This is a genomic window from Paenibacillus sp. Soil766, from assembly GCF_001428105.1.
In the GTDB taxonomy this organism is placed as follows: domain Bacteria; phylum Bacillota; class Bacilli; order Paenibacillales; family NBRC-103111; genus Paenibacillus_E.
The window spans coordinates 64,038-86,471 of sequence record NZ_LMSJ01000014.1 but is presented as its reverse complement, the minus strand read 5'-3'; the positions used below and the strand labels follow the sequence as shown (position 1 = coordinate 86,471).

General features: G+C 49.1%; 20 protein-coding genes. 3 read left to right on the top strand and 17 right to left on the bottom strand.

The features are described 5' to 3' along the window. Position 1: 1 nt before the first annotated feature. The 14 genes from ASG89_RS12580 to ASG89_RS12515 all read right to left on the bottom strand — a co-directional run bounded on the left by ASG89_RS12580 (position 2) and on the right by ASG89_RS12515 (position 13,904). Entirely contained in the window at positions 2-2,917 is a 2,916-nt protein-coding gene (locus tag ASG89_RS12580) for an ABC transporter permease (RefSeq protein ID WP_057311103.1), read from the bottom strand. 5 nt (positions 2,918-2,922) lie between these two features. After that, on the bottom strand, positions 2,923-4,023 hold the full coding sequence (locus ASG89_RS12575) for an efflux RND transporter periplasmic adaptor subunit (protein WP_082593042.1): 1,101 nt from the start codon (positions 4,021-4,023) through the stop codon (positions 2,923-2,925). Further along, a complete protein-coding gene (locus tag ASG89_RS12570; RefSeq protein WP_082593041.1) occupies positions 3,986-4,756 on the bottom strand; it encodes an ABC transporter ATP-binding protein in 771 nt (256 codons plus the stop codon). Before ASG89_RS12570 ends, ASG89_RS12575 begins: the two co-directional genes overlap by 38 nt. A 272-nt stretch (positions 4,757-5,028) precedes the next feature. Further along, a complete protein-coding gene (locus tag ASG89_RS12565) occupies positions 5,029-6,330 on the bottom strand; it encodes an MFS transporter (protein WP_057311057.1) in 1,302 nt (433 codons plus the stop codon). 542 nt (positions 6,331-6,872) lie between these two features. Then, complete coding sequence (locus ASG89_RS12560; RefSeq protein ID WP_057311056.1) at positions 6,873-7,310, bottom strand: rhodanese-like domain-containing protein; 438 nt, start codon at positions 7,308-7,310, stop codon at positions 6,873-6,875. Between the two features lie 91 nt (positions 7,311-7,401). Then, positions 7,402-8,289: a LysR family transcriptional regulator gene (locus tag ASG89_RS12555; RefSeq protein WP_057311055.1), complete on the bottom strand. Its 888-nt coding sequence runs from the start codon at positions 8,287-8,289 to the stop codon at positions 7,402-7,404. Between the two features lie 99 nt (positions 8,290-8,388). After that, positions 8,389-9,108 (bottom strand): hypothetical protein, encoded by a 720-nt coding sequence (locus ASG89_RS12550; RefSeq protein WP_235549743.1) that lies wholly within the window; start codon positions 9,106-9,108, stop codon positions 8,389-8,391. A gap of 33 nt (positions 9,109-9,141) precedes the next feature. Continuing rightward, on the bottom strand, positions 9,142-9,516 hold the full coding sequence (locus ASG89_RS12545; protein ID WP_057311053.1) for a hypothetical protein: 375 nt from the start codon (positions 9,514-9,516) through the stop codon (positions 9,142-9,144). A gap of 3 nt (positions 9,517-9,519) precedes the next feature. After that, on the bottom strand, positions 9,520-10,017 hold the full coding sequence (locus ASG89_RS12540; RefSeq protein ID WP_235549742.1) for a hypothetical protein: 498 nt from the start codon (positions 10,015-10,017) through the stop codon (positions 9,520-9,522). Positions 10,018-10,309: 292 nt separating this feature from the next. Beyond that, a complete protein-coding gene (locus ASG89_RS12535) occupies positions 10,310-10,729 on the bottom strand; it encodes a DUF1801 domain-containing protein (protein ID WP_157276629.1) in 420 nt (139 codons plus the stop codon). A 41-nt stretch (positions 10,730-10,770) separates the two neighbouring features. Beyond that, on the bottom strand, positions 10,771-11,325 hold the full coding sequence (locus tag ASG89_RS12530; protein ID WP_057311050.1) for a GyrI-like domain-containing protein: 555 nt from the start codon (positions 11,323-11,325) through the stop codon (positions 10,771-10,773). Positions 11,326-11,389: 64 nt separating this feature from the next. Beyond that, the gene (locus ASG89_RS12525; RefSeq protein WP_057311049.1) at positions 11,390-12,343 is read right to left on the bottom strand and encodes a helix-turn-helix transcriptional regulator; all 954 of its coding nucleotides are present in this window, start codon (positions 12,341-12,343) and stop codon (positions 11,390-11,392) included. Positions 12,344-12,565: 222 nt separating this feature from the next. After that, entirely contained in the window at positions 12,566-13,402 is an 837-nt protein-coding gene (locus ASG89_RS12520) for a sulfurtransferase (RefSeq protein WP_057311048.1), read from the bottom strand. Between the two features lie 28 nt (positions 13,403-13,430). Then, positions 13,431-13,904, bottom strand: a complete 474-nt coding sequence (locus tag ASG89_RS12515) for a GNAT family N-acetyltransferase (protein ID WP_057311047.1) — start codon at positions 13,902-13,904, stop codon at positions 13,431-13,433. Positions 13,905-14,109: 205 nt separating this feature from the next. On the opposite strand from ASG89_RS12515, the gene ASG89_RS12510 reads away from it, so the two are divergent. Continuing rightward, positions 14,110-14,643 (top strand): GNAT family N-acetyltransferase, encoded by a 534-nt coding sequence (locus tag ASG89_RS12510; RefSeq protein WP_200963470.1) that lies wholly within the window; start codon positions 14,110-14,112, stop codon positions 14,641-14,643. Here the strand turns inward: ASG89_RS12510 and ASG89_RS12505 are convergent. The 3 genes from ASG89_RS12505 to ASG89_RS12495 form a co-directional block, all read right to left on the bottom strand. Further along, a complete protein-coding gene (locus ASG89_RS12505) occupies positions 14,632-14,940 on the bottom strand; it encodes a 4a-hydroxytetrahydrobiopterin dehydratase (RefSeq protein ID WP_082593040.1) in 309 nt (102 codons plus the stop codon). The genes ASG89_RS12510 and ASG89_RS12505 overlap by 12 nt on opposite strands. Before the next feature lie 117 nt (positions 14,941-15,057). Further along, entirely contained in the window at positions 15,058-16,869 is a 1,812-nt protein-coding gene (gene recQ / locus ASG89_RS12500) for a DNA helicase RecQ (RefSeq protein WP_057311046.1), read from the bottom strand. 39 nt (positions 16,870-16,908) lie between these two features. Then, entirely contained in the window at positions 16,909-17,202 is a 294-nt protein-coding gene (locus tag ASG89_RS12495) for a hypothetical protein (protein WP_057311045.1), read from the bottom strand. Positions 17,203-17,396: 194 nt separating this feature from the next. Here ASG89_RS12495 and ASG89_RS12490 point away from each other — a divergent pair, with 194 nt between their 5' ends. Beyond that, on the top strand, positions 17,397-18,995 hold the full coding sequence (locus ASG89_RS12490) for an SWIM zinc finger family protein (RefSeq protein WP_057311044.1): 1,599 nt from the start codon (positions 17,397-17,399) through the stop codon (positions 18,993-18,995). Further along, entirely contained in the window at positions 18,983-21,859 is a 2,877-nt protein-coding gene (locus ASG89_RS12485; RefSeq protein ID WP_200963468.1) for a DEAD/DEAH box helicase, read from the top strand. Before ASG89_RS12490 ends, ASG89_RS12485 begins: the two co-directional genes overlap by 13 nt. Positions 21,860-22,434 lie beyond the last annotated feature (575 nt).

The window sequence follows — 22,434 nt, the reverse complement described above, 5'->3', positions numbered from 1 at the left end:
GCTATTTCTCCTCCCCCAGCTTCACAGCCTGATGAACGCGCAACCTTCTAATGTGTAAGAACAGTAACAGTGCGCCAGTTAGCATCATGAATGCAACAACGAAATATAACTGATAGGTGTCTTTGGAATCGAATACGACTCGGAACGGCGGCACCTGCGTCTTCACATTCTGGGAAGTTTGCAGAAAGGGTAAGAAGAAATAACTCGTTAGCTTGCCAATTGCGATACCTAGCACGATGGATAGTCCAGCCGTGAAACCTTGCTCGAGCAACAACATACCGGTCAATTGCTTACGGGAGAGCCCCATAGCACGCAGGACACCGAATTGTACGACCCTGCTAGATAAGTTAAAGAACCAATACAGCATATACCCGATTAAAGATACGACGACAGAAACGAGAAAACCCAAGCTAAGAATACCGAACACGCCTCCTCTTGCTGGGAGCTTCTTCTGGATGATGAGCTCGTTGCGAACATCCTTAACGGACGCCATTTCAATCCCTTTGGCCTGTAAAGCGGTAACGATCGGAGCCACTTTAGCATCGGGTTTCATTTTGAGCCATACTTCATAAGGTGTAATTGGTGCTTGATCGTAGATATAATCCAGATTTGCTACGAAAAAGGGTGTTTGATCCGGATATTGAGCAGGCCAATACGGTAATATCCCAACAATCACGAATTCCACTGGTTGCTGTCCGATTGTAATGGATAGCAAATCCCCCTCCTTAAGCGCGTATTTGCTGGCATAGCCGGAAGGAATGATAACGGCTTGCTCATAGCTGCCTAACAAATTCAAATATTGATTCGGATGGGCTGGGAATAAATCAGGTCTGAACCACGCTACTTTAGCGAACTCCGTATTATCGATCCCCATGATAATTCCCTGCCCGGTAGATTTACCGGAAACGACTACATTCCCTTTGGTTTGCATCACTCTAGCAGCAGCTTGAACGCCTTCTAAATCGCGGAATACTTGAAATGGCGGCTCTACATAACGTATCTTGGTGAGGGTTTCCTCACCAGGTTTCTGCCCACCTTGACCTTGACCTTGACCTTGGCTTTGGCCACCGCCTGAACCAGACCCGCCATTTGCCCCATTGCCTCCTTGAGCTCCGCCACCGTTTCCTCCGGCGTTTGGATCCTGCGGCAAATCGTCGGAGAAACCTTCCCATACGGTTTGTATCACGACGTCAGTACCATATTGATATAAGATTCGCTCCGAAGAATTCAAATCTATCGTACGTGCAGCCGAGGAATTGTACACACCAAGCCCTAGCGTAAGAATGAGCAAAAGCATAAGCGGATAATACGCTTTGGCTGAACGGGAAAGCTGAACAAGCGTTAAATATAGCGGCACAGGCAGGAACTTTCGACCAAGCCAACCGAACAATCGCAGCAGCCACGGAAAGATGCGTAGAAAGAAAAGTCCCAGTGCAAAGATCGAAAGTGCCGGCACGAAAAACAGCAGCGGGTGTACCTGAAGTTGATCGGTTGTCATTCCTGTTTGCACAGATAATACTTGACGTTGGTCAAATAAGTAGAAGCCATACCCAACAAGTCCCAGCAGAACAATGTCGAGGAAATACCGCTGCCATAGTGGCGAACGGTCTGACCTTGCGAGCTGCTGCTTATAGTTTACGATCGAAGATCGTGCGAAAAGCACAGCTGGAATAACACTAGCAAGAATCGCAATGAGAACTGCGATCCCACCGTAGAGCATCGCTTGTGTTGTAAAACTAATCGGAATCGATTTGCGATCCACGAATGTTAGAAAACCACTAGAGGATCCAATGCTTTTGGCCATGAACCAACCAATAAACGGCCCTGTCAAAAGCGCCATCACGCCTAATAACAATCCTTCTAGAAAATAGATCCCTACTATTTGCTTCGTGCTGCCCCCACGGCTTCGCAAGATCGCAATGACTCCGCGCTGTCGATCCAGCGATTGTCTGGCATTCATCATAATGTAATAGAAAACCATGGCAATCATGGGCGCCGCCAATGTGAATAATAATATCTGCATCTGCAGGCTCTGCGCTTTAAATTCAGTTAGAATCGGCTTGAAGGATACATCTACCTTGGTATTCTTAAGCTGTTGGAACAAGTTAATATCCAGTCGTTCCAAACGGCTTTCCAGTGGCGACAATTGACTTGTTTGAATGTTGCGCAGATCGAAAGCATAGTACCAATTGGCGAGCTGAAGAGGAATTTTCTTCTCCGTCAGCAACGTCTTCACAAATACATCGTCGCTAATTATAAGTGCATTGACTAGCCCCTCTAGCCCTTGAAACCAATAAGCACTCGTTTCGTCCTTCGGTTTGAAGGAACCAACGATCTTCACCTTGAGCAATTGACTGCCGCTTGCACTTGCAACGGAATAATTAAACACATCCCCTAGGTGCAAATCATTTCGAAATAGCGCTTCTTCCAGAACCACAGCTTCCAATTGGCCATTCTGTACTTGCCCAGAAGCCATTTGTCCATTTGACCAATCGACTTGTTCCTTTAAGCCACTTATTGACGTTAACGTCATTTGACGACGTTTACTTGGATCTGCTTTCGTCCCTTCCGCGGGAGATAGTTGTGCTCCTTTGATGGCATAGCTGCTCGCATAAGTATGTATGGGAAAGCCAATATCTGTTGGGACATCATTTTGTATGTACGCGTTGACGTTCTTCAGCTCTTCCAACTCTGCACGTTCTGTCCCGACTGCTTGATACCGCATAAGGAGTGAGCCTGCGGGAAGTCCCTCACTCTTAGCTTCTAGAGATTTGGCGACGACACGTTTCAGTGACCCATCGGCATACATCGGAATGCTCGTTGTGAAGGCAACCGCCATGACAAGACCAAGCAAGGTGCTGAGCGTTAGCCAGCGGGTATTCCACATTTTCCGAAATAAAAACCGCAGCATCGGCATGGACATTAGCGACCCACTACTTTCTGTCCGGCTGTGAGGCCCTTTATGATTTCCACATCCGTTGATGTCTGCTGACCGATTTCTACGTCCACTTCCTTCTTATTTCCTTGGGCATCTATGACTTGCACATAATTTCGGCCTGAATAGGAACGAAGTGCCGCCAGAGGAATCGTCGTGGCGTTTTCTTTTCTTTGGGTAATAATTGTTACACTTAGCGGCGTACCGCGGTTCAGCCCTTTGGGAAACTCATTCAGCTGTACGACCAAATAATTATCAATCGTATCCTGCTCCCCTTGTTGTCCTTGACCAGGGAACCCACCGCTATTATTGTTGTTCCCAGCTTGCGGATTTGGAAGCAGCTTCACTTTCCCTTTGTGCTGACCAGCTGAATTGATATCTACCTGAACTTCCATACCGACAGCCACTTTCTTGGCATCATCAGCACTAATGCTTGCGGCGACAGTTAGTTCTTTCAAATCGGCGAGCGTTGCTACGGATTCTCCAGACTTCACGGTATCGCCTTTCTTAGCAGTTACGGTAACAATCGTCCCGCTGAACGGTGCAAGCAATTTCGCTTTACCCACTTGTGATTCAAGCTTCGTCAGTTCCTCACGTTTCAGTTCAAAATCAATCTTCGCCTGCTCAATTTGTTCTGGTGACATTTCGTCAGCCTTACGAAGTGTTTCGATCATCGTCAGCTCATCCTTGCGTGTTTGAAGCTTCTTTCGCTTCAAATCGCTCTCTATATCCGATACGTCGAGTTCGGCAATCGGCTGTCCCTGTTCAACGGAGTCGCCGTTTTTCACAAGTATGGCACTTATCCGTTTGGCAGACATATCTTCGGAGAAGAACAATTTCTCCTCTTGCAAGGCCATTAATCGTCCACTCCCTCTCACTTTCGTCTCAAGGGTTTCCGTTTTCACCGGATATTCAGGCTTTTTGGAAAGTTTCGGTGGATTAATCGTCGGAAGCGTTTCTTCATCCTGTTCTTTGGGCAACAGTGAGCACCCCGAAGCAAGAAGGAGTGTAGAACTTAAAAGCAGTGCTGCTAGCGGCCTCATCATCCACTTACGTGACGAATCTTCCGTCCACCATTTCATAAACATGATCGGCAACCTCCAAAATTGTAGGGTCGTGTGTTGTCATACAAATCGTGACTTGCTCTGTGGCGATGATGTTGCGAAAAACCGACATAATTTGCGCTCCCATCTGAGAATCCAGTTCAGCAGTCGGTTCATCCGCCAATATGAGTGCTGGCCTATGTGCAATAGCTTTGGCGATCGCGACACGCTGCTGTTCACCACCGGAAAGCTCATAGGGACGATGATGCATCCGTTTGCCAAGACCGACTAGGTCAAGACAATGATGTACCCGCTCTTTCCACTGAGAGCGAGGCGTGCCTGCCATCCGCAGTGCTAACTCAACATTTTCCCAAGCAGATAGTAACGGCATTAACGCATAGGATTGAAATATAAACCCAATCTCCTTACGACGGATCAACGTCCTCTCATCATCGCTGCTGTGGTGAAAGGCATGCTCTTGAAACACAATCTCCCCCTTCGTTGGCAGATCCAGCCCTCCGATTAAATTGAGCAGTGTTGTTTTCCCCGAACCTGATCGCCCTTTGAGCATGACAAGTTGCAGCGGCCTCAGCTCCATCTCAATCCCTTTCAGAACATCTAACTGCCCACCTCCCACTTGAAAAGAGCGATGTACATCACGAACCGTCAACACAGGTGAATGGGGTGTGATAATGCGAGAGTAGACGCTGTTGGAAAGCGATTCTTCTTCGACAGAAAAAGCCTCTAATGTGCTTCTTTTACGAAACCAGCTTGCCATATGGTTAGTTTCCCTTTCATTTCCAAATTTTACGTATGATAAAGTAGACGGAGCAAGACGTTAAAAAGTTCCACAGAAATGGTAATATCCTCTAATTATTTTGTATAAAAATGCCATTTAATTGAATCTATTGGAATATACTATTAATTGGAAAATACATCCATACAACTAATTACCTATTTTATTACAAAACAAAAAGATGGTTCACCGCTAACCTCTTAGCAATGAACCATCTTTTGAATAAAACATATGTTTATTTTTATGAAAAATGATTATTTAAAAGGGTTCAACACACCTTCGCGGCCACTCCCTCTTCGTGACCAAATCACGACAGGGATCAACAACAGGGATAGGAAGCCTCCCGCCAACGAGAGCCAAGCAAAGCTTGAATGCGCAACAACCATACCCGACAAAGCTCCGCCGGAGGCTCCCGCCAACGAAACTAAGACATCGACAGTTCCTTGCGTTCTCGCACGTGTTGCCGGTGTTGTCGCATCAATAATCTGCGCCGTACCGCTGATCAAACCAAAGTTCCAGCCAAGTCCGAGCAAGGCTAAGGCGACTATTAGCCAGAGCATAGAATCTGCTGGCGCCCATGCGGCAAGCAGTCCGGCCAATAGCAGCGTAACCCCCGATGCACAGGACATAAAGATGCGCCCTAATTTGTCCACAAGTATACCTGTTACCAAAGAAGGCAAGAACATCGCGGCGACATGGATGCCAATTACCATGCCGACTGCCTCTAAGCCATGTCCATGATGCTTCATATGGATTGGCGTCATCGTCATGATGGCTACCATGACAATCTGCGTCAACACCATCACCGTAGTTCCAATGAGAATGCCCCGGTTACGCCCAGCTGGCACTGAAGGATTCGCGGAAACCGCCCCTTGCGTGGCCGTTGCTTTCTGCGCCTCGGCTATCGCTTTAGCCACGAGATAGGGATCTGGCCGGAGCCAAATCCACAACACCAAGCCCGCCAGCACAAAAGCCGTAGCTGCCAGCATGAATGGCCCCGCCAGCGCTGGCGCGCCGAGTGATGTCGCGAATCGCCCCATCACCCCGACCAAGTTCGGTCCTGCAACCGCACCGAACGTCGTGAAGACCATGGCTATGCTGATCGCTCTTGCTCGCTGCTTAGGCTGAGCCAAGTCCGTTCCTGCATAGCGTGCTTGGAGATTCGTCGATGTTCCTGCGCCGTAAATCAACATCGATAGGAACAGAAGTGGCAGGCTATTCGCTATAGCTGCGAATACGACGCCCATGGCCCCTACACCTCCAGCGAGGAAGCCGGCTGTTAAACCTAGCCTTCGGCCGTATCGCCCCGATAGGCGTCCAACTATCCATGCGGATGAAGCGCTGCCTAGCGTCAACAAAGCAGAAGGGATACCAGCCAAGCTATCCGTCCCTAACATATCTTGCGCAAGCAGCGCTCCAACCGTCACACCTGCGGCAAGCCCTGCTCCGCCGAATAGTTGAGCGACGACGACGGTACGTAAGGTTGTGCGGTAGAGTCGCTGCTGTTTTTCCGGGGAATCCTTATATGCTCGAATCCATTCGCTGTCTTCAGCCATTTCCTAATCTTCCTCCCCCTACTACATAACGAAATGCCATTTGTCACTATCATACCTATGTCTGGCGTTATTGGCTATTTCAATTTACTTTACTTATTGCCTTCGCCTGCCGGTCATGCTGTATTGTTTTCTAGGAAACAATATACCGAAGGCTGTTCCTATGGGAATCTTAGAAGACTTGGGTAATCGAATCGCGTAAGGCGAGCGAACAAAGGTGACCACTCACTCATCTTTAGATGTATAAACTACAGCTAATTTGCTTAAATCTGACATATTTTTGTGATTAGATGGAAAAAGTGCATATAATTTGTATGAAATTTGAAGAATCGAGCAAATCGAGGGAATTTAACTACAGGAAGTACATTTAATCTTTCTAATTCGCCAAATCAGTTTCAAATAGATGGAGGAAATCCAGTTAGTTACGGGAAACGGTTTATTACTCATCGGTCATTAACGAACAACGGGGCTGTTTCAAAATATCTAAATTGACTTCTGAGACAGCCTCCTTTCATTCACCTATATTCACCTATATTCACCCATATTCACCCAATCAAAGGGGCCGCTTGACCAAGCGTTCCTTCTACCTCATTGCCTTCCTTTCTCCAGTACTCAATCCCTCCTAGCATCTCTTTTACCTTAAAACCGAGACCCGAGAGACGAGCTACTCCTTTCGTGCCGCCATTACAAGCCGGTCCCCAGCAATAGACGACGATCGTTTGCTCTTTCGAAAAGGAAGCCGTCGTTTCGGCGCTGATCTGGTTGGAAGGCAGGTTTATCGCACCGGGAACATGGCATTCTCCGTAGGCTTTTGCGCTGCGAACATCGATCAGCAGGAAGTCATTGTAACCATGCTGCATGTCGTAACGTACATCCGCAACGTCTGTTTCCACCGAAAGCTTATTCATATAATGTTGATGTGTATGCTCTGGTGATGCAGCTGGCGTCTCGAGTACGAGCGATTGGGTTGTTTGAATAGTCATTTGCGTTTCCTCCAGTGGGTTGTTGATTTCTTGATATGACTGTAACACAGCCCCAAACACTGGAGTTATCGATAGTTATTAATACTATACTTCATTCATTTCGATAGTTGGCGCCACCGAGCAGCTCTAGAAAGCCTAGATGGGCTTTAGATTTCCATTTTTTCTTAGCAATGATCAATTGTGTGTAGAACTTACACGCCGGATCAACGAATGGTATCGCCACAAGCTGGCCTTTGCGTATTTCCTCGGCAACGGCAATTCGGGGCAATAATGCAATGCCAAGACCGTAAATTACGCACTGCTTAATCGCCTCCAGATTGCCAAATTCGTAAGACAGATTGTAACTTACCTGTTGTCCTTTCAATACTTTGAGCAGCATCGCTCTGTACGTACATCCATCCTCAGTCAGAATCAGAGATTCATCCTGCAGATCTTCCGTGTGGATTTCATTGTGCCCAGCCAATTTATGATCGGGACAAGCAATGATGACAAGCGGTTCTTCTCTCAACATACGGCTCTCCAGCTCTGGGTCCGTAAATGGCGGGTCCAGAATGATCCCGATGTCCAGAACGCCTTCTTTTACCGATTCAATAATGAAGGGTTCATTCCCTGGTTGAATGACAATGTTGACGTCCGGGAAATTGCGACGATACGCCTGCAGATACGGGGGTAGGTAGAAAGCCGCTAACGTCTCTATCGTCCCAATCGTGAGCGTCCCTTTGGATTGCTGGGATACGACTTCCTTGGACTCTTCATGCAACCTATAGATTTCATTCGCGTATTGCAGGAGCGCTTCTCCAGCCATCGTTAATTTCATACTCCTCCCAAAACGCTCCAAGAGAATAGCCCCATAGGATTCCTCGAGCTTCTGAATTTGGGCTGTAATGCTGGACTGGGCATAACCGAGCGTTTCCGCAGCCCGCGTGAAGCTTCCCCATTTGGCCACTTCGCGAAAGGTCTTCAAATACGTTAGTTCCATTAGGCGTTCCCTCTCCTCTCCAATCAAAACTCAACCCGACTATTCTAAGCATACTCAAAAAAGCGCTCCCACACCACCCGGTGAGAGAACGCTTTTCACTTATGAATAAAATGTCATATTCCTTCGACGTTGAAGGAAGATTTTGATGCATTTGTACATGTAGCATGCAAGCAGCGACATCTCCAGTCCCCAAATGATATAGATCGATGTAGCACTGACCTCAATTTGCAAATAATTAAAGTCTGCAAACTGCTTTCTCACGAATTGATCCGCCACCATCTGAGCCACATGTTCCACGATCGGCACAAAATCTTTGCCATATCCCTGCTCCGTCATATAATCCTGCACTTCAAGCTTAAGCATATCCACTTCACTCCATGAGAAAGCGTGCACCCACTTCATAGAGCCATCCGAAGCCGGACTAAAGCTGACGATGAAATCATTCTTATTGCCGTTCTTCCATTTATCCTGGAGGGCGTAGCCATATTCTTGCGGCAGATCCATCCCCATATTCACAAAAATCAAATTAACCTGCTTCCACGACTTTATCTCTCCAGGTTGTTCAGGGTCTGGCACTACCTTGTTAAGCTCGGTATTCCAGGCTGCCAACGCCGCCAACGCTCTAGGCTTGTTCGGTACATCACCCACGATCCGATCGACATGAAGCACATCCGAGACGTGGCTTGGGTATTCCGGCAGTTCGGGGTAATCTTTCAGATCAATATCGGTATGTTTAAAAAGGCTATAAGAGCTCCTCACCTTATTCACATACAAGTGTACGGAGGCCGAAGGTGTCCCCAATGGATAGTATTTGGCCAACTCTGATGTCGTATTAGGAGAACGATCATTAAACTATGTCACTCCGTTCATCGACTTATCCACCTCAAACCATCCATTATCCGAGGTTTTAATCTTGTTTTTGGCCCTGTGGTGCTCGAAGTGGCCTGGCTTTTTGGTACAGCTCTTGTCCCCATCATCGTCCGTGGAACATTCTACTCTACCTGGGATCCACTCGTCCCACTCTTCTATGTGTTCTAGGTCCGTAACACGCCCCGACCAGACCTCCGTATCGACCGTCCGCAGATAAAAGTCACCAGCTACTACACCTGCAAAAAGGATGCCGGCCAATAGCATGATCAGCACATACCGCCTCCATTTGCGGGCCGTCACAAGTTCGACGGCAAAACCAACAATCAGAACGAGAAATAACGCTGCCCAATACGCCATCTGCTACCTCAGCTTCACTTCGTTATCTTTGCCTGTTTGATACGCGTCACTCGTACGGTCTGAGGTAATAATGAATTTCTCCGCATCCATCGTTTCGAAATGGAAAATCGCATTCATCAGCACATGCTTCCGAATATGCGTGTTATACTCACGGACTTGATCGGCAATCTTCTTTTGATTCCGGTCGAACTCGGTTCGTGCTGAAGATACTTCGTTTTGCAGCTTCGTATACAATGTACTACTCATATGCGGGTTCTGCTCTTGAATCGCTTGGAAAAGTGCTTGTGTATTCGTGTAACGGCCTGCAATGAGGTCGGTATACACCTTTTTAATATCATCAGCCTGCATGTCGGTGACTTGCGCCATCTCTTTGAATCGTTTCCACATGTTATCGTAGTTTGACTTATTCGCGACATGCTGCGACTTGATCTGCTCATCCATCGCAATCGCCGTCCCCCGTTGCCCCCATACAACGGCTGTTGTGATAACCGCAATCAGCACCAGTATGCCAATAAAACCAAGAAACCTACCACGAGAATCCCTCTCTTGCTCCTCATCTATAAACCCCTCTGCCTAATATTCCCATCTAATTCTCTTATTCTAGCATATTGGGGCGACAAAATAGATCAAAATCTCACAAAATTTGTGCAGCGTTGAGAGAGTCCTGGCTGGAGGTTCAGTGGTAAAAGAAACAGCCGTAGCAACCTGCCAAATGGCAGTCTGCTACAGCTACGAATTAGCGTTGCATATCGCTATGCCTGGACACCAGACAACCGCAACATGCTCACCATTATCATATTCCCAACATTGGAAGATGCTTTCTGGTATGGTAAGTGAGAGAGGATGAAATGCATTGTTTTAATTCGTCGACAGGTATTTGATCGTTTTCATCGAACACAATCGCCCGATTGCCTTCATATTTGAATGTATCTCTAAAAAGTTCCTTGAATGTGTCAACCAACATTGTCTGACAGTTAAAGTACATGGCATATTGATGCGGGTTCGATTTCTTCCAGTTTATTCTAATTGTGCTGCCGTTTTTTGTTAGATAACTAGGCTCACCCCATTTTAGTGTCTCTTCCACGGTATCAACGCCACTGGTCTCAGTTGCAGTATCCAGAATTAGTTCGCGAAGAAACCACATCTTCTGTTGAATACGTTTTGGATAATTGTCGAATACAGCTGCCACTTTACTGTTTTCAATCGAACCCATAGTGATCATTCCTTTCCTTATTTTTTATAAGCAAAGCAGGGCTATTGGCGTATAGCAATATAAATTTCAGCTTGCCCGTCATTCGGATTGATATTCTGACCATAATACTCAAAATCTCCTGTGAAAGCTCGATCATTGCCGGATTGTCGCGACCATTGCCAAATATCGCCCCAGGCCCGCTGCACCACCTCTATAATCGGTCCCCACTCTGTGACGAATACGGCGTATTTCGCAGCGGGAACTGTGAACGTCCTAATGGACTCGGGATATGGATCCTGACATTCTTCCCGAACATTTACGCCAACCATTACTTCATACCGTCCGGCATCGCCCTGTTCGTAGTTGAAGTAGCAGCTATAATGACCAGGCTGCTTAACATAGTCGGCCAGTTGTCCGCCAATATTGTGTATGTAGTATTGTTCAAACAGTTTGCCGATTTTGCCATTATCGCTTAATTCGGCTTCATTTGTTGTGACGGCGCTAATTCCAGCTAGTGTGAAAGGGGGAAGTTCCTCAACACGTGCAGGCTCAATTGGTTTGCGAGTCGCCGAATCTAGCGGCAGCGAGGATTTCAATTCAGATTGGTCTTGTTTCATTACTAATCATTCTCCTTGTATTGGAATGAGTTTAGTATAAAACAACAAACTTGACATCTATCTGTCAAGTTGATTTATCTCTGCTATATATTTTCGCAACTTGCTCTGCACGACTAGCGATGATATCCCGCAGATGGGGTGGCTCAAGCACCTCTGCATGGTGACCCAAGCCGAGAATGAATCTATACAACCAATCATCTTCCGGGTATGCCAGCCTCACTTGCCAACTGCCGTCTTCAACCGGCAAAAGTCCTTCGATGCCAAACCATTCCTCCGCCAAATGACGAGAGGCAGGGTGGAAACGCAAGACGATCTCTGTCACCTGTGACGGCTCGCATGGGTTTTGGCCTGTGTCGCGTTCCTGCTTCGGAAGCTCTCGGCGAATGAACACTCTTCCCGGGGCTATCTCCAGCTCCTTCATTCTCTTTAGCTTGAACAACCGAAACTGCTCTTTGTCCAGGCAGTAGGCTTGCAGGTACCACTGTCTCCCTTTCATGATGAGCATATACGGCTCTACCGTACGGTATGATATTTCACCCTCAGCATTGGAATAGGTAAATCCAGCTATTAGACACTTATCTATGGCTTCCTTTAATAGCTGCAGTTTAGGGCGAAGCCTTTCGTTGCCGTCCCAAGGGGAGTAGTCAATCAACACGCTGTTCGTCTTATGTTGAAATTCTTCGGAGTATGCGGGCTGGACAACGCTATTGATTTTCTCCAATAACTGCAGTTGCTGCTCGTTGCCGTATGAGGTTGAGATGCTGCGGAGGGCGGTAACGATGTCTGCAAGCTCGTTATTAGTAAGCACATTGTGGTCCAAGCGGTAACCTTCCACTAGGCCAATGCCACCATTCGTCCCCTGATAGGTAACGATGGGGATCCCAGCCCCATTAATTACTTCGATATCTCGGTATATTGTTCGTACGGACACCTCGAACCGTTCTGCGAGCTCCTTGGCCTGTACCACACGGCGGTTCAGAAGCAGAATAATTATGGATAAGAGTCTTTCTAACTTCACAGTATGTACCCCCATCACATTGAATATGCAAAAAGTTTATAACATTATTTGGTAGGATACACCAATTCGTTTATATTCGATGATAACACGTTAAACGCTTCCTCGTTAATTTTGTATAAAATGCGTTTTTTATTTCTACCGGAGTTGACTAAACGACTAAGAACCTGTCTGCGCGGTGGCTGACAGGCTCTTCTCTCATTAACGGGTATTCGGGGTATTACTTTACTCTTCACCCGTAGCAATCGGGTTATCTTCCCACGAAATCCAGTCGCTCCAGCTTCCGCTGTAGAGCTTCACGTTATCGAAGCCCGCTTCGCTAAGTCCCAGCACGTTCGGGCACGCCGTCACGCCCGAGCCGCAATAGACGATGATTTCATCAGCGTCACGCAGTGCGGCAAAGTGCTGCTCTTGCTCCGCAGCTGACAACCAAGCACCGTTCTCGCCGAGAACGCCTTTCCAGAAGAAGTTGCGCGCGCCCGGGATGTGGCCAGCCACCGCATCGATTGGCTCTTCGAGGCCGAGGTAGCGACGCTCCTCGCGCGAATCAACCAGCACGGTGCCTGGGCGACCGAGCTTGTCCTTCACTTCATCCATGCTCGCCAACATGGAACGATGCACCTTCGGTGAGAAGGTGCGCGGGAGTACCGCAGGCACTTCAGCTGTGACAGGGTATTCCGCGGATTTCCATGCGGTATACCCTTGATCCAATACGTATACCTCGGAGTGGCCGAGGAATTTCAGCATCCACCACAGGCGCGATGCCATTGCTCCGCCTTGATCGTCGTAAGCAACGACGGTCTTCGTGCCGTCAATGCCGAGACTGCCGACGAGGATCGAGAATGCACCGAGATCCGGCAGCGGATGTCGCCCGCCGTGCGCCATCAAAGCACCGGATAAGTCTTTCTCCAAGTCGACATACACGGCGCCTTCAATATGATCCTGTGCATACAGTTCACGGCCTGATTCAGGCTTACCAAGTGCAAAACGACAATCCGCGATGACGATATTCGCATCACCCAATTGTCCAAGCAACCACGACTGACTTACGATATTTTCCACGGTTTCTGCCACCTTCCCCTACCTTTAATTAATCGCCCATCCCACTTGTGGGAATCACAGAATAGGTCAGCCAATGACCTCGGTCTCCACCTATTTTATCGTAAAAAGCTTGCGCGCGTAAGTTATCTGGAGCTGTTTCCCAGGTTAATTTGGCATAATCATGTCTAGCTGCATAGCCTTTGCAAGCTGCAAAGAGCTTCGCCGCTGCTCCCTGTCCACGCTCCGCTTCCACAACAAATAAATCATTCATGACGGCAATCTTGGCGGCACGCAGCGTGCTGAAGGTGAAATACAGCGTCGCAAAGCCGACTAGCGCCCCCTCCTCCGTTTCAGCTACAAATTGAATACCTATGTTCTGTTCGAGCAATTCATGAATCAAAGCGTTCAGCTTCTCATCCTCCGGTTGGCGGTACTGATAGAAATCCACAATATAAGCGAGCATCAAAGTTTTAAGCTGGGGAATATCGGACATGACGGCTTCACGAATGGTCACTTGTGTCATCACGGGTGCCCTCCTTATTGTAATTGATATAAAATATCGTTCGAACAAACGCAAATTGCTGGCCACTTCTATAGCTGCGGAACCTGGTTCCGCAATTTGCTGAGAATCCATTCCAGATCTCTCAGACATCGAGTAGAATAAGGGGAATTGTTAGTCTAGAATAGAACGATGGCCAAATACTACCTATAGAAAGGTTGCCCAAGAAATGCCACAACCTATTACCTTAAATTCACCTTGGCGCGTCGTTCCGCTAACGGAATCGGCTAGCCAGGAGCTGTGCACATGGAGCTATCCTGCTCCTTACGCAATTTACAACTGGCCGTCTTGGGCCACGATGCTCGACAACCAATCCGAATTCGCTGATCCCCGAATTAGGGATGAACAATATTGTGGTGTAGTGGATGAATCGGGAACCTTACAAGGTTTTGTTCAGTTTTTTCCGATCGTTGGTGTTACCCGATTAGGCCTAGGACTTCGACCGGATCTTTGTGGCAAAGGCGTAGCTAGCCGCAGTGGACTTGGCAAACAATTCGTTCAGCTGCTTATAGCAGAAGCACAGCACCGTAACGCCGAGCATGAAATCGACCTCGAGGTACTCGTCTGGAACGAACGCGCCATTCGCACCTACCAGCGAGTGGGATTCACGATCACAGATACCTACGAGAAGTTGACGCCAACCGGGCCCGCCCAAGTCCATTGCATGGTCTATACAGGTCCGTCCGTCATCTTAGCGCCTTAATTCCATATAAGCCTGATCAAACTTCGCAGCAGTCGAGAAATCGAGCTCGGTCAAACCGCCAGCACTCCACGAGGTCAGGCGCAGCGTTACCATTTTATAATCAATGGCAATCATGGGGTGGTGGTTAACCGCTTCGGACAAGCGAGCAACTTCGTTCACGAACGTTATCCCTTGAGGAAAAGAAGTAAACCGATACTTCCGCACGATCCACTTGCTCTCCTCCGCTTCAAGGCTCCACGTTCCCAACGTGGCCAACCGCTTATCCACAACCACTCTCTCTAGCTTCACTCTCACCATCATCCTCCGCTCCCTCACTAGCTACTCTCGTTCAAGGACGCCTACTGGGGAATGCGCAATTCTGGGATCGTGAGTGAATCGCAGCATGTCATTGCGGGGATGATTGGGTACTGCCCCTCACTCATAATCATAGGCAACTACGCCCATATCACTCTCTCCCGCATACGTGCGAAGCAGCTCCAGGAATGGCTTCCCGTAATTGCGGTACTTCACCTCACCGACCCCTTTGATGCGCAGCATCGCGGCTTCCGTCGTCGGACAGCTCTCACTCATCTCACGCAGCGTACTGTCGGCGAAAATAATATAAGGCGGCACCTTCTCACGTGCAGCCATTTCACGACGCAGCAATCGCAACTGCTCGAACAATGTATTGTCCATCGCGGCAACAGTGCGAACGGGCTGTTTGCGTACCTTTTGATTCACGGGCAGCTTGCCCTGAAGTACTTCGGCAGCAGGCTGCATCAACCGAACAACCGGGTATTGACCCTCGGACAGTTGTAAAAAGCCTTCGGAAATCAGCACATTAATCAATTCAGCAATCTCTTTTTCGGGCAAATTGCTCATAATCCCGTGTGTCGGCAGTCGATCGAATCGATAGTCCATAATCTTCTTCGCCTTGGACCCCTTCAATACAGAGGCAACCATCGAAATTCCGAACCGCTCGTTCATGCGGCGAATGCAGGAGAAAATCTTTTGCGCCTCGACTGTAATGTCGACGGTGTCACGATCATCCTTGCAGGAACTGCAGTTCCCGCAGGTATCCTTAATATTTTGCTCATCAAAATAATGTAAAATAGCATTCCGCAAACAACGCGGCGAATAGCAGTAGTCGATCATCGTTTGAAGCTTTTTGTACTCGTTCGCTTTGCGCTCAGGCGAGAGCTGGTTCTGCTCAATCAGGAACTTCTGCGTCATAATATCCTGCGCACTGAATAGCAGAATACACTCGCTCGGCTCACCATCACGGCCCGCACGGCCTGCTTCCTGGTAATAAGCTTCCATATTTTTCGGCATATTGTAGTGAATCACGTACCGGACGTTGGATTTATCAATCCCCATCCCGAACGCATTCGTCGCGATCATCACGCGAATATCGTCATAGAGAAACGCTTCCTGCATGTAGGAGCGCTCATCATCGGACATGCCCGCATGATACTTGCCTGCGGCGAAGCCTTTTTTGCGCAGCGCCTCATACAACTCCTCAACATCCTTACGCGTCGCAGCGTAAATAATGCCTGGCTGATGGGTATGTTCCTTCACATAGTTCTGTATGTAATCCCGCTTTTTCTCTCCGCGAAGAATGGTTAGCTCCAAATTGTCGCGCGAGAAGCCATTGATGAAAATCCCTGCCGCATCCAGATCCAACAGTCGAGCGATGTCCGCAGTAACCTCAGCAGTAGCCGTTGCTGTGAAAGCAGCCACAATCGGCCGATTCGGCAGCTGCCGAATGAACGGTGCAATCGAGACATAACTCGGACGGAAATCATGCCCCCACTGCGAGACACAGTGTGCCTCATCAATTGCGACCAGCGGCAAATTCAACGCCGCCATCCTGGCACGAAATCGCTCCGATTCCAGGCGCTCAGGTGCAATGTAAAGCAACTTATACTTGCCCTGCATAGCCCCTTGCATGCGCTGTTCCACTTCTCTAGCTTCCAACGTACTATTAATGAATGTGGCAGGAACACCGAGCGCGCCGAGCGCATCCACCTGATCCTTCATCAAAGAGATGAGAGGGGAAATGACTAACGTCACTCCCTCCATCAGCAGCGCCGGCACTTGATAGCAGATCGATTTCCCTCCGCCCGTTGGCATAATACCTAAGGTATCCTTACCCTCGAGAAGGTTCGTAATAATATTTTTCTGGCCCTCACGAAACTCGGGATATCCATAAACCTGTTGTAGAACCTTTCTTGCGCCATCCAACATAGCTTCTTTACACCTTTCTATATCGCAGTTCTTCCTGTTTTAGACCAAGTAGATGACCGAAACCAACTTCTCACCATCATGGACTTTTAGCACGTGATTGCCTGCATCATGCCGAACCGAACCTGCCCCAACATGCATGACCGGTGAACTGCCTAGCCCGTAAAATATATCGTCAGCCAGCGTACGCAGGCATTCTTCCTGTTCGGTCTCATCCAGCTCCTGCCAGTCTTCTGCATTCATCTCAAGCAGCTCATAGAAGCCATTCACCATTTCGATTCCGCGTACAAAATCAGTAACAATATCCTTATATTCACGACCAAATTTAATACCCACTCGCGCAGTCTCCCTTCAAGAAGCATTTCATCTAGCTTCACTTTATCATATTCTAGGTAAGAATGCAGGGTTAACCCCTTTCAGTACGGATTAAAAATATCACCTTTGGCATAAACTGTGGAAATGGGCAATTTCGGAAAAAATCTGTTACTATGGAAGAAGGAATGCGCCGCTCGGAGGGTAGGAACGATCACATGTTGAAACTTCAAATTCCCAAAAATCGAATGAACTACCTCATCAAGCAAATCCCATTGCACTTTGACGCCACCCGTCTGGAGCAAGGCTGGGAGTATTATCATAAAGGCCGAGTGACCGAGGTTGATCTCAAAGGGCTTAGTGTTCTGGCAACTGTCACAAGTAAACAGGTCCATAAAGTAGAAGTTCATTTAGAAAATTTCGCTGCGAGTGCCTGCACTTGCTCCTTTGTGGGCTTCTGTCAGCACATTGGTGCTACGTTTTTTAGCTTGTACGCCACCTATGGTCGACCAGAGCTTGTCCTGCAGCAGTTGAAGCAGCAAATCCATACACGGAAGAAGCCAGCCCGAAGTGCAGCTGCTTCCATCATTCAAGAACGCAAAGCGGCTGCACAGGCGAACGTGCCTCTGGAAGAGAGTATGCCTAGTGAATGGCATCGTTTCTTTGAAGGTAAGTTTCATGGCTTCTCCATCTCGCATCAGCATTCCATAGAAACCTTCTATGAGTCCGCCTTGGAGTCCCTGCCGCCTTATGCAGCGAATTGGCGCGATACGATGCGTGAGCTCTATATGTTCCACATTGTGCTTTTCATGATGCGGAAGATCGAACAATTTTATCAAGAAACGAAGAGCTCTTACCTGAGCTACTATCATGAAAATGGTTGCAAAATTTCCGCCAAAAACTGTGAAGATAAGCTTGTCGAATTCGTCGATCGCATCGATGTAAACCGCTCTTTCCTAGCAGAGCCTAAGATATGGTTGACCACGATGAAAATGGTCGGAGAATCCGCCCTGCAAGGCAAGGACAGTCCAGTTGATTGGCTGTTCGTGTATCGTTTCATCTGGTGGAAGTTGACCGATCAACCTAGTGCACAGAAAGAAGAAATCGCACGTCTCGACACTCTTCTGGCTAAGAAGGAGCTGCTTCCGAAGAAGAAGGATACGTTACTTGCAGCTAGGGCGCATTTCGATATTATGCAGGGGCATACCGAGCAAGCCTTCGAACGGCTTGGGCAACTCGCTCATCCACATGCGAAGGATTTCTTCCTCTATTTAAATAAATTCGCGAGCGATGGACAGTGGGATCACATGCTGGTCTGGCTGCGCTGGCTATTCCCTTCGATAACGAATGCGAACCATGATGATTTCCGCACGTTCTGCCAATATTGGCTAGATACGACGAAGCATCTGGCAAACGATAGCGAGTGGGTTCAGGTGATGGAGTCCTTACTCCCGCGTTCCTACTACTATTACACCGCGTATTTGCTGCAAACGAAACGATACCGTCAATGGGTGGATTTGCAGCTGGCGAATCGGATTTCCCCCTTGAATCTATATGGGATGGAGCTCAAAGCGATCGAAGAGCACGACTCTGCGCTGCTCCTTCCGCTCTATCATCAAGCAGCCGAACGGGCTGTTCTGGAGAAAAATAGAGCTTCTTACAAGACAGCAGTTCGTCTGCTTAAGAAGCTGCATAGCATCTATAAACACATCGGCCAGGATGACCGCTGGGAGCACTATATTTACCGCTTAGCGGATAAGTTCTCACGTTTGCGTGCTTTCCAAGAAGAGCTCAAGAAAGGAAAATGGATTCGATGATCGAAACCAGCGCGCTGACCATACACGTTAGTTCCTTACCTAACGGGTCATTATTTCTATGGGGCTCCCGTGAAAACGGCGGTATTTGGGATGCTCTTGATTTAAAACATATGCTCTTCGCCTGGCATCGCGCCTCCTTCTTCGGCACCTTCATGGAACCGAGTGAATGGCAAAATCGGGAAGGCATCGAACTATTGCCGCTTGAAGCGCTCGATTATTTCAGCGAGCCGCAGCCTGTTCAGCACTTACAACTGAAGTGGCATGCTTCTTGCTCTGATGTCATTGCGCTGGCTCCTGCTATTCGCGAGTCACTTGCGACAGGTCGCTTCATGCCAGACTACGAGAAATGGAAGGCTGGCGAGATCGGTTGGAAGCTGCAGCTGCCCGAAGAGCTGCAGGTGCTTGAGACACCAGCGGTTTCACGCTGGATTCATGCACTGATCCCGGAATGGGTCGATGCCGACGGGATCATGAAGGACAATTTACGCAAGCTGGAAGCTGCGTATCCGTTAATGCGGCGCGGCGATGTCAGCGCAGAGGTGTGGCTGGACGAGGAGGACTGGCTCGTCAGCATTGGTTGGCGCCAGGATCGGACGCCGATGCGGACGTGCCTGCAGCTCGTCGAGCCAGACCTCGCGCACGGCGCAGGCTGGCAGCTGCGCGTGCTGCTGCAGGACCGGCTGGCGCCGGAGGTGCTGCGCACCGTGACGACCGTCGGCGAGCCGGTCTTGGGGGAGCAGCCACTGCCGGAGGCGTGGCTGCCTGATCTAAGCCGCGTCGAACGCGACGTGGCGAAGTGGGTGCGCATCCTGCCGTGGCTGGATGCGGGCGAGGGCGTCCTCCGTCAGACGGTGACGGAAGAGGAGGCTTGGCGCTTCCTCGCAGAGGGAAGCGTCAGACTGGTTGAGTCAGGAACAAGCGTGTTCCTGCCGGCTTGGTGGGAGCGCATCCGCAAGATGCGGCCGAAGCTGCGCGCGAAGATCAAGTCTTCCGTCGGTTCTGGACGGGAGACGATGTTCGGGCTGACCCAGCTGATGCAGTTCGACTGGAAGCTGGCTGTTGGGGATTTGGAGCTGACGGAGGAGGAATTCCGCCAGCTTCTGGAGGAGAAGCGCAAGCTGATCCAGATTCGCGGCAACTGGATTCAACTCGACCCGAAATTCATGGCACAGGTCGAGCAGATTATGAAGCAAGTGCACAAGAAGCAGGGGCTTTCGTTCCGCGATGTATTAGAGCTGCATTTTGCTGGTGACGCAGGCGGCTTGTTGCCTGCTGAGGATGATCCTGACGCGATGCGCTACCTCGACATGGAAGTTGAACTGAACGAACAATTGCGCCATATGATTGACCAGCTGACGCAAACCTCGGAGATCCCGACGATGGAGCCGCCGCCTAGCTTTCATGGCTCACTTCGCCACTATCAAGTGGATGGCATCTCTTGGCTGTTGTTCTTGCGCAGATTTGGCCTTGGCGGCTGCTTAGCCGATGACATGGGTCTCGGGAAAACGATCCAATGGATCACGTACTTGCTCACGGTCAAAGAGACCGAGCAGCCCGATACACCATCGTTGCTAGTCTGTCCGACCTCCGTGCTGGGCAACTGGCAGATGGAGCTGAAACGATTTGCCCCTTCCTTGCGTGTCCATCTTCACTACGGGCCGCAGCGTTTAAAAGGGCCTGCCTTTAGCGAAAAAATCGTTGGCAAATACGACTTGGTACTGACATCCTATACGCTTTCCCATCTAGATGAGAGTGAACTGGGCGCGATTGCTTGGAACTCGATCTGTTTGGACGAAGCTCAAAATATCAAGAACGCTTATACGAAACAGGCTACAGCGATTCGCCGTTTGAATGGGTTTCATCGCATTGCCTTGACGGGAACACCGATTGAGAATCGTCTGACCGAGCTATGGTCGATCTTCGACTTCGCGAATCCAGGCTATCTCGGCACGGTGCGCGAGTTCACGACTCGCTATGTGAACGCCATCGAGAAGACGCGCGATGAGGCCACGATCGGCAAGGTTCAGAAGCTGATCCGCCCATTCCTGCTGCGGCGCGAGAAGAAGGATCCGGCGATCCAATTGGATCTGCCAGAGAAGAACGAGTCCAAAACGTTCATCTCGCTCACAGCGGAACAAGGCTCGTTGTACGAGAACTACATCCAGGATATGTTTGATCGGCTGGATAAGCTTTCCTCTATGGAGCGGCGCGGACTCATCCTCGCCGCGTTGACGAAGCTCAAGCAAGTGTGTAACCACCCTGCTTTGCTGCTCAAGGAAGGGCTCGGCGCCCCGTGGAGCGGACGCTCCAACAAACTAGAGCGCTTGCTCGAGATGGTGCAGGAGCTGCGCCAAGAGGGCGACAAATGCTTGATTTTCACGCAATTTGTCGAGACCGGCAACCTGCTGCAGCATGTGCTTCAGCAGGAGCTCGGCGAGAAAGTGCTGTTCCTGCACGGCGGAACATCGAAGAATGGGCGCGATGAGATGATCGCGCACTTCCAAGACACCGATGAACATCCAGCGGATGAGCAGCGAAATGTGTTCATTCTTTCGCTGAAGGCTGGCGGCATCGGACTCAACCTGACGGCGGCGAATCATGTGTTCCACTATGATCGTTGGTGGAACCCCGCCGTCGAGAATCAGGCGACGGATCGCGCCTTCCGGATCGGGCAGACGCGTCATGTGCAGGTGCACAAGTTCGTGACGCTGGGCACGCTGGAGGAGCGCATCGACGAGATGATCGAGCGGAAGCTCGGCCTCAGCCAACAGATCGTAGGCTCAGGCGAGAACTGGATAACGGAACTGTCGACCGACGAGCTGCGCGATCTGTTCTCGCTCCGCCGCGAGTGGGTCGAGGCGTAGCAGCTATCACTCACTCACGTGCGTAACACCATCACCATACCCAATTGTTGGAGTTATAGATAACGTTATGCTATCATCCTACACCTTAAAAGATTAGGAATATAGCTTCAATAACGTTATGGTATAGCGCTATTGTCCTTCTACAGACGCTTAATCCAATTAAAAGTAGAAATAGCGTTACGCCATCATTCTATTTTCTTCGCAAATACGCTAGTAACCCAATTAACGTTATGCCATAGCGCTATTTATGCGAGTAGCCTTGTGAGAGATCGTATAGTGATTCACACACAAAAGAGGTTATCCCAAGCTTCACCTGGGATAACCTCTTTTGTGCTGCATACGTATCGTTCTATCTCTTTCCAGCAACTCGCGATCCTATATCTGATCTACTCTACTTGCACGTCCTCCCTACTACTCACCTTTCACTATTAACCTTCCACACTACCTCATCCACCAACAAGCTAATCCATAGAGTTAACTGTATAAACTCCGCTCGAATTAGATGTACTTTTTCCATCTATTCGCGAATATGAAGGATGTTGGTGAATCTTTCGCGCCCGCCGCCTGGCGATGCC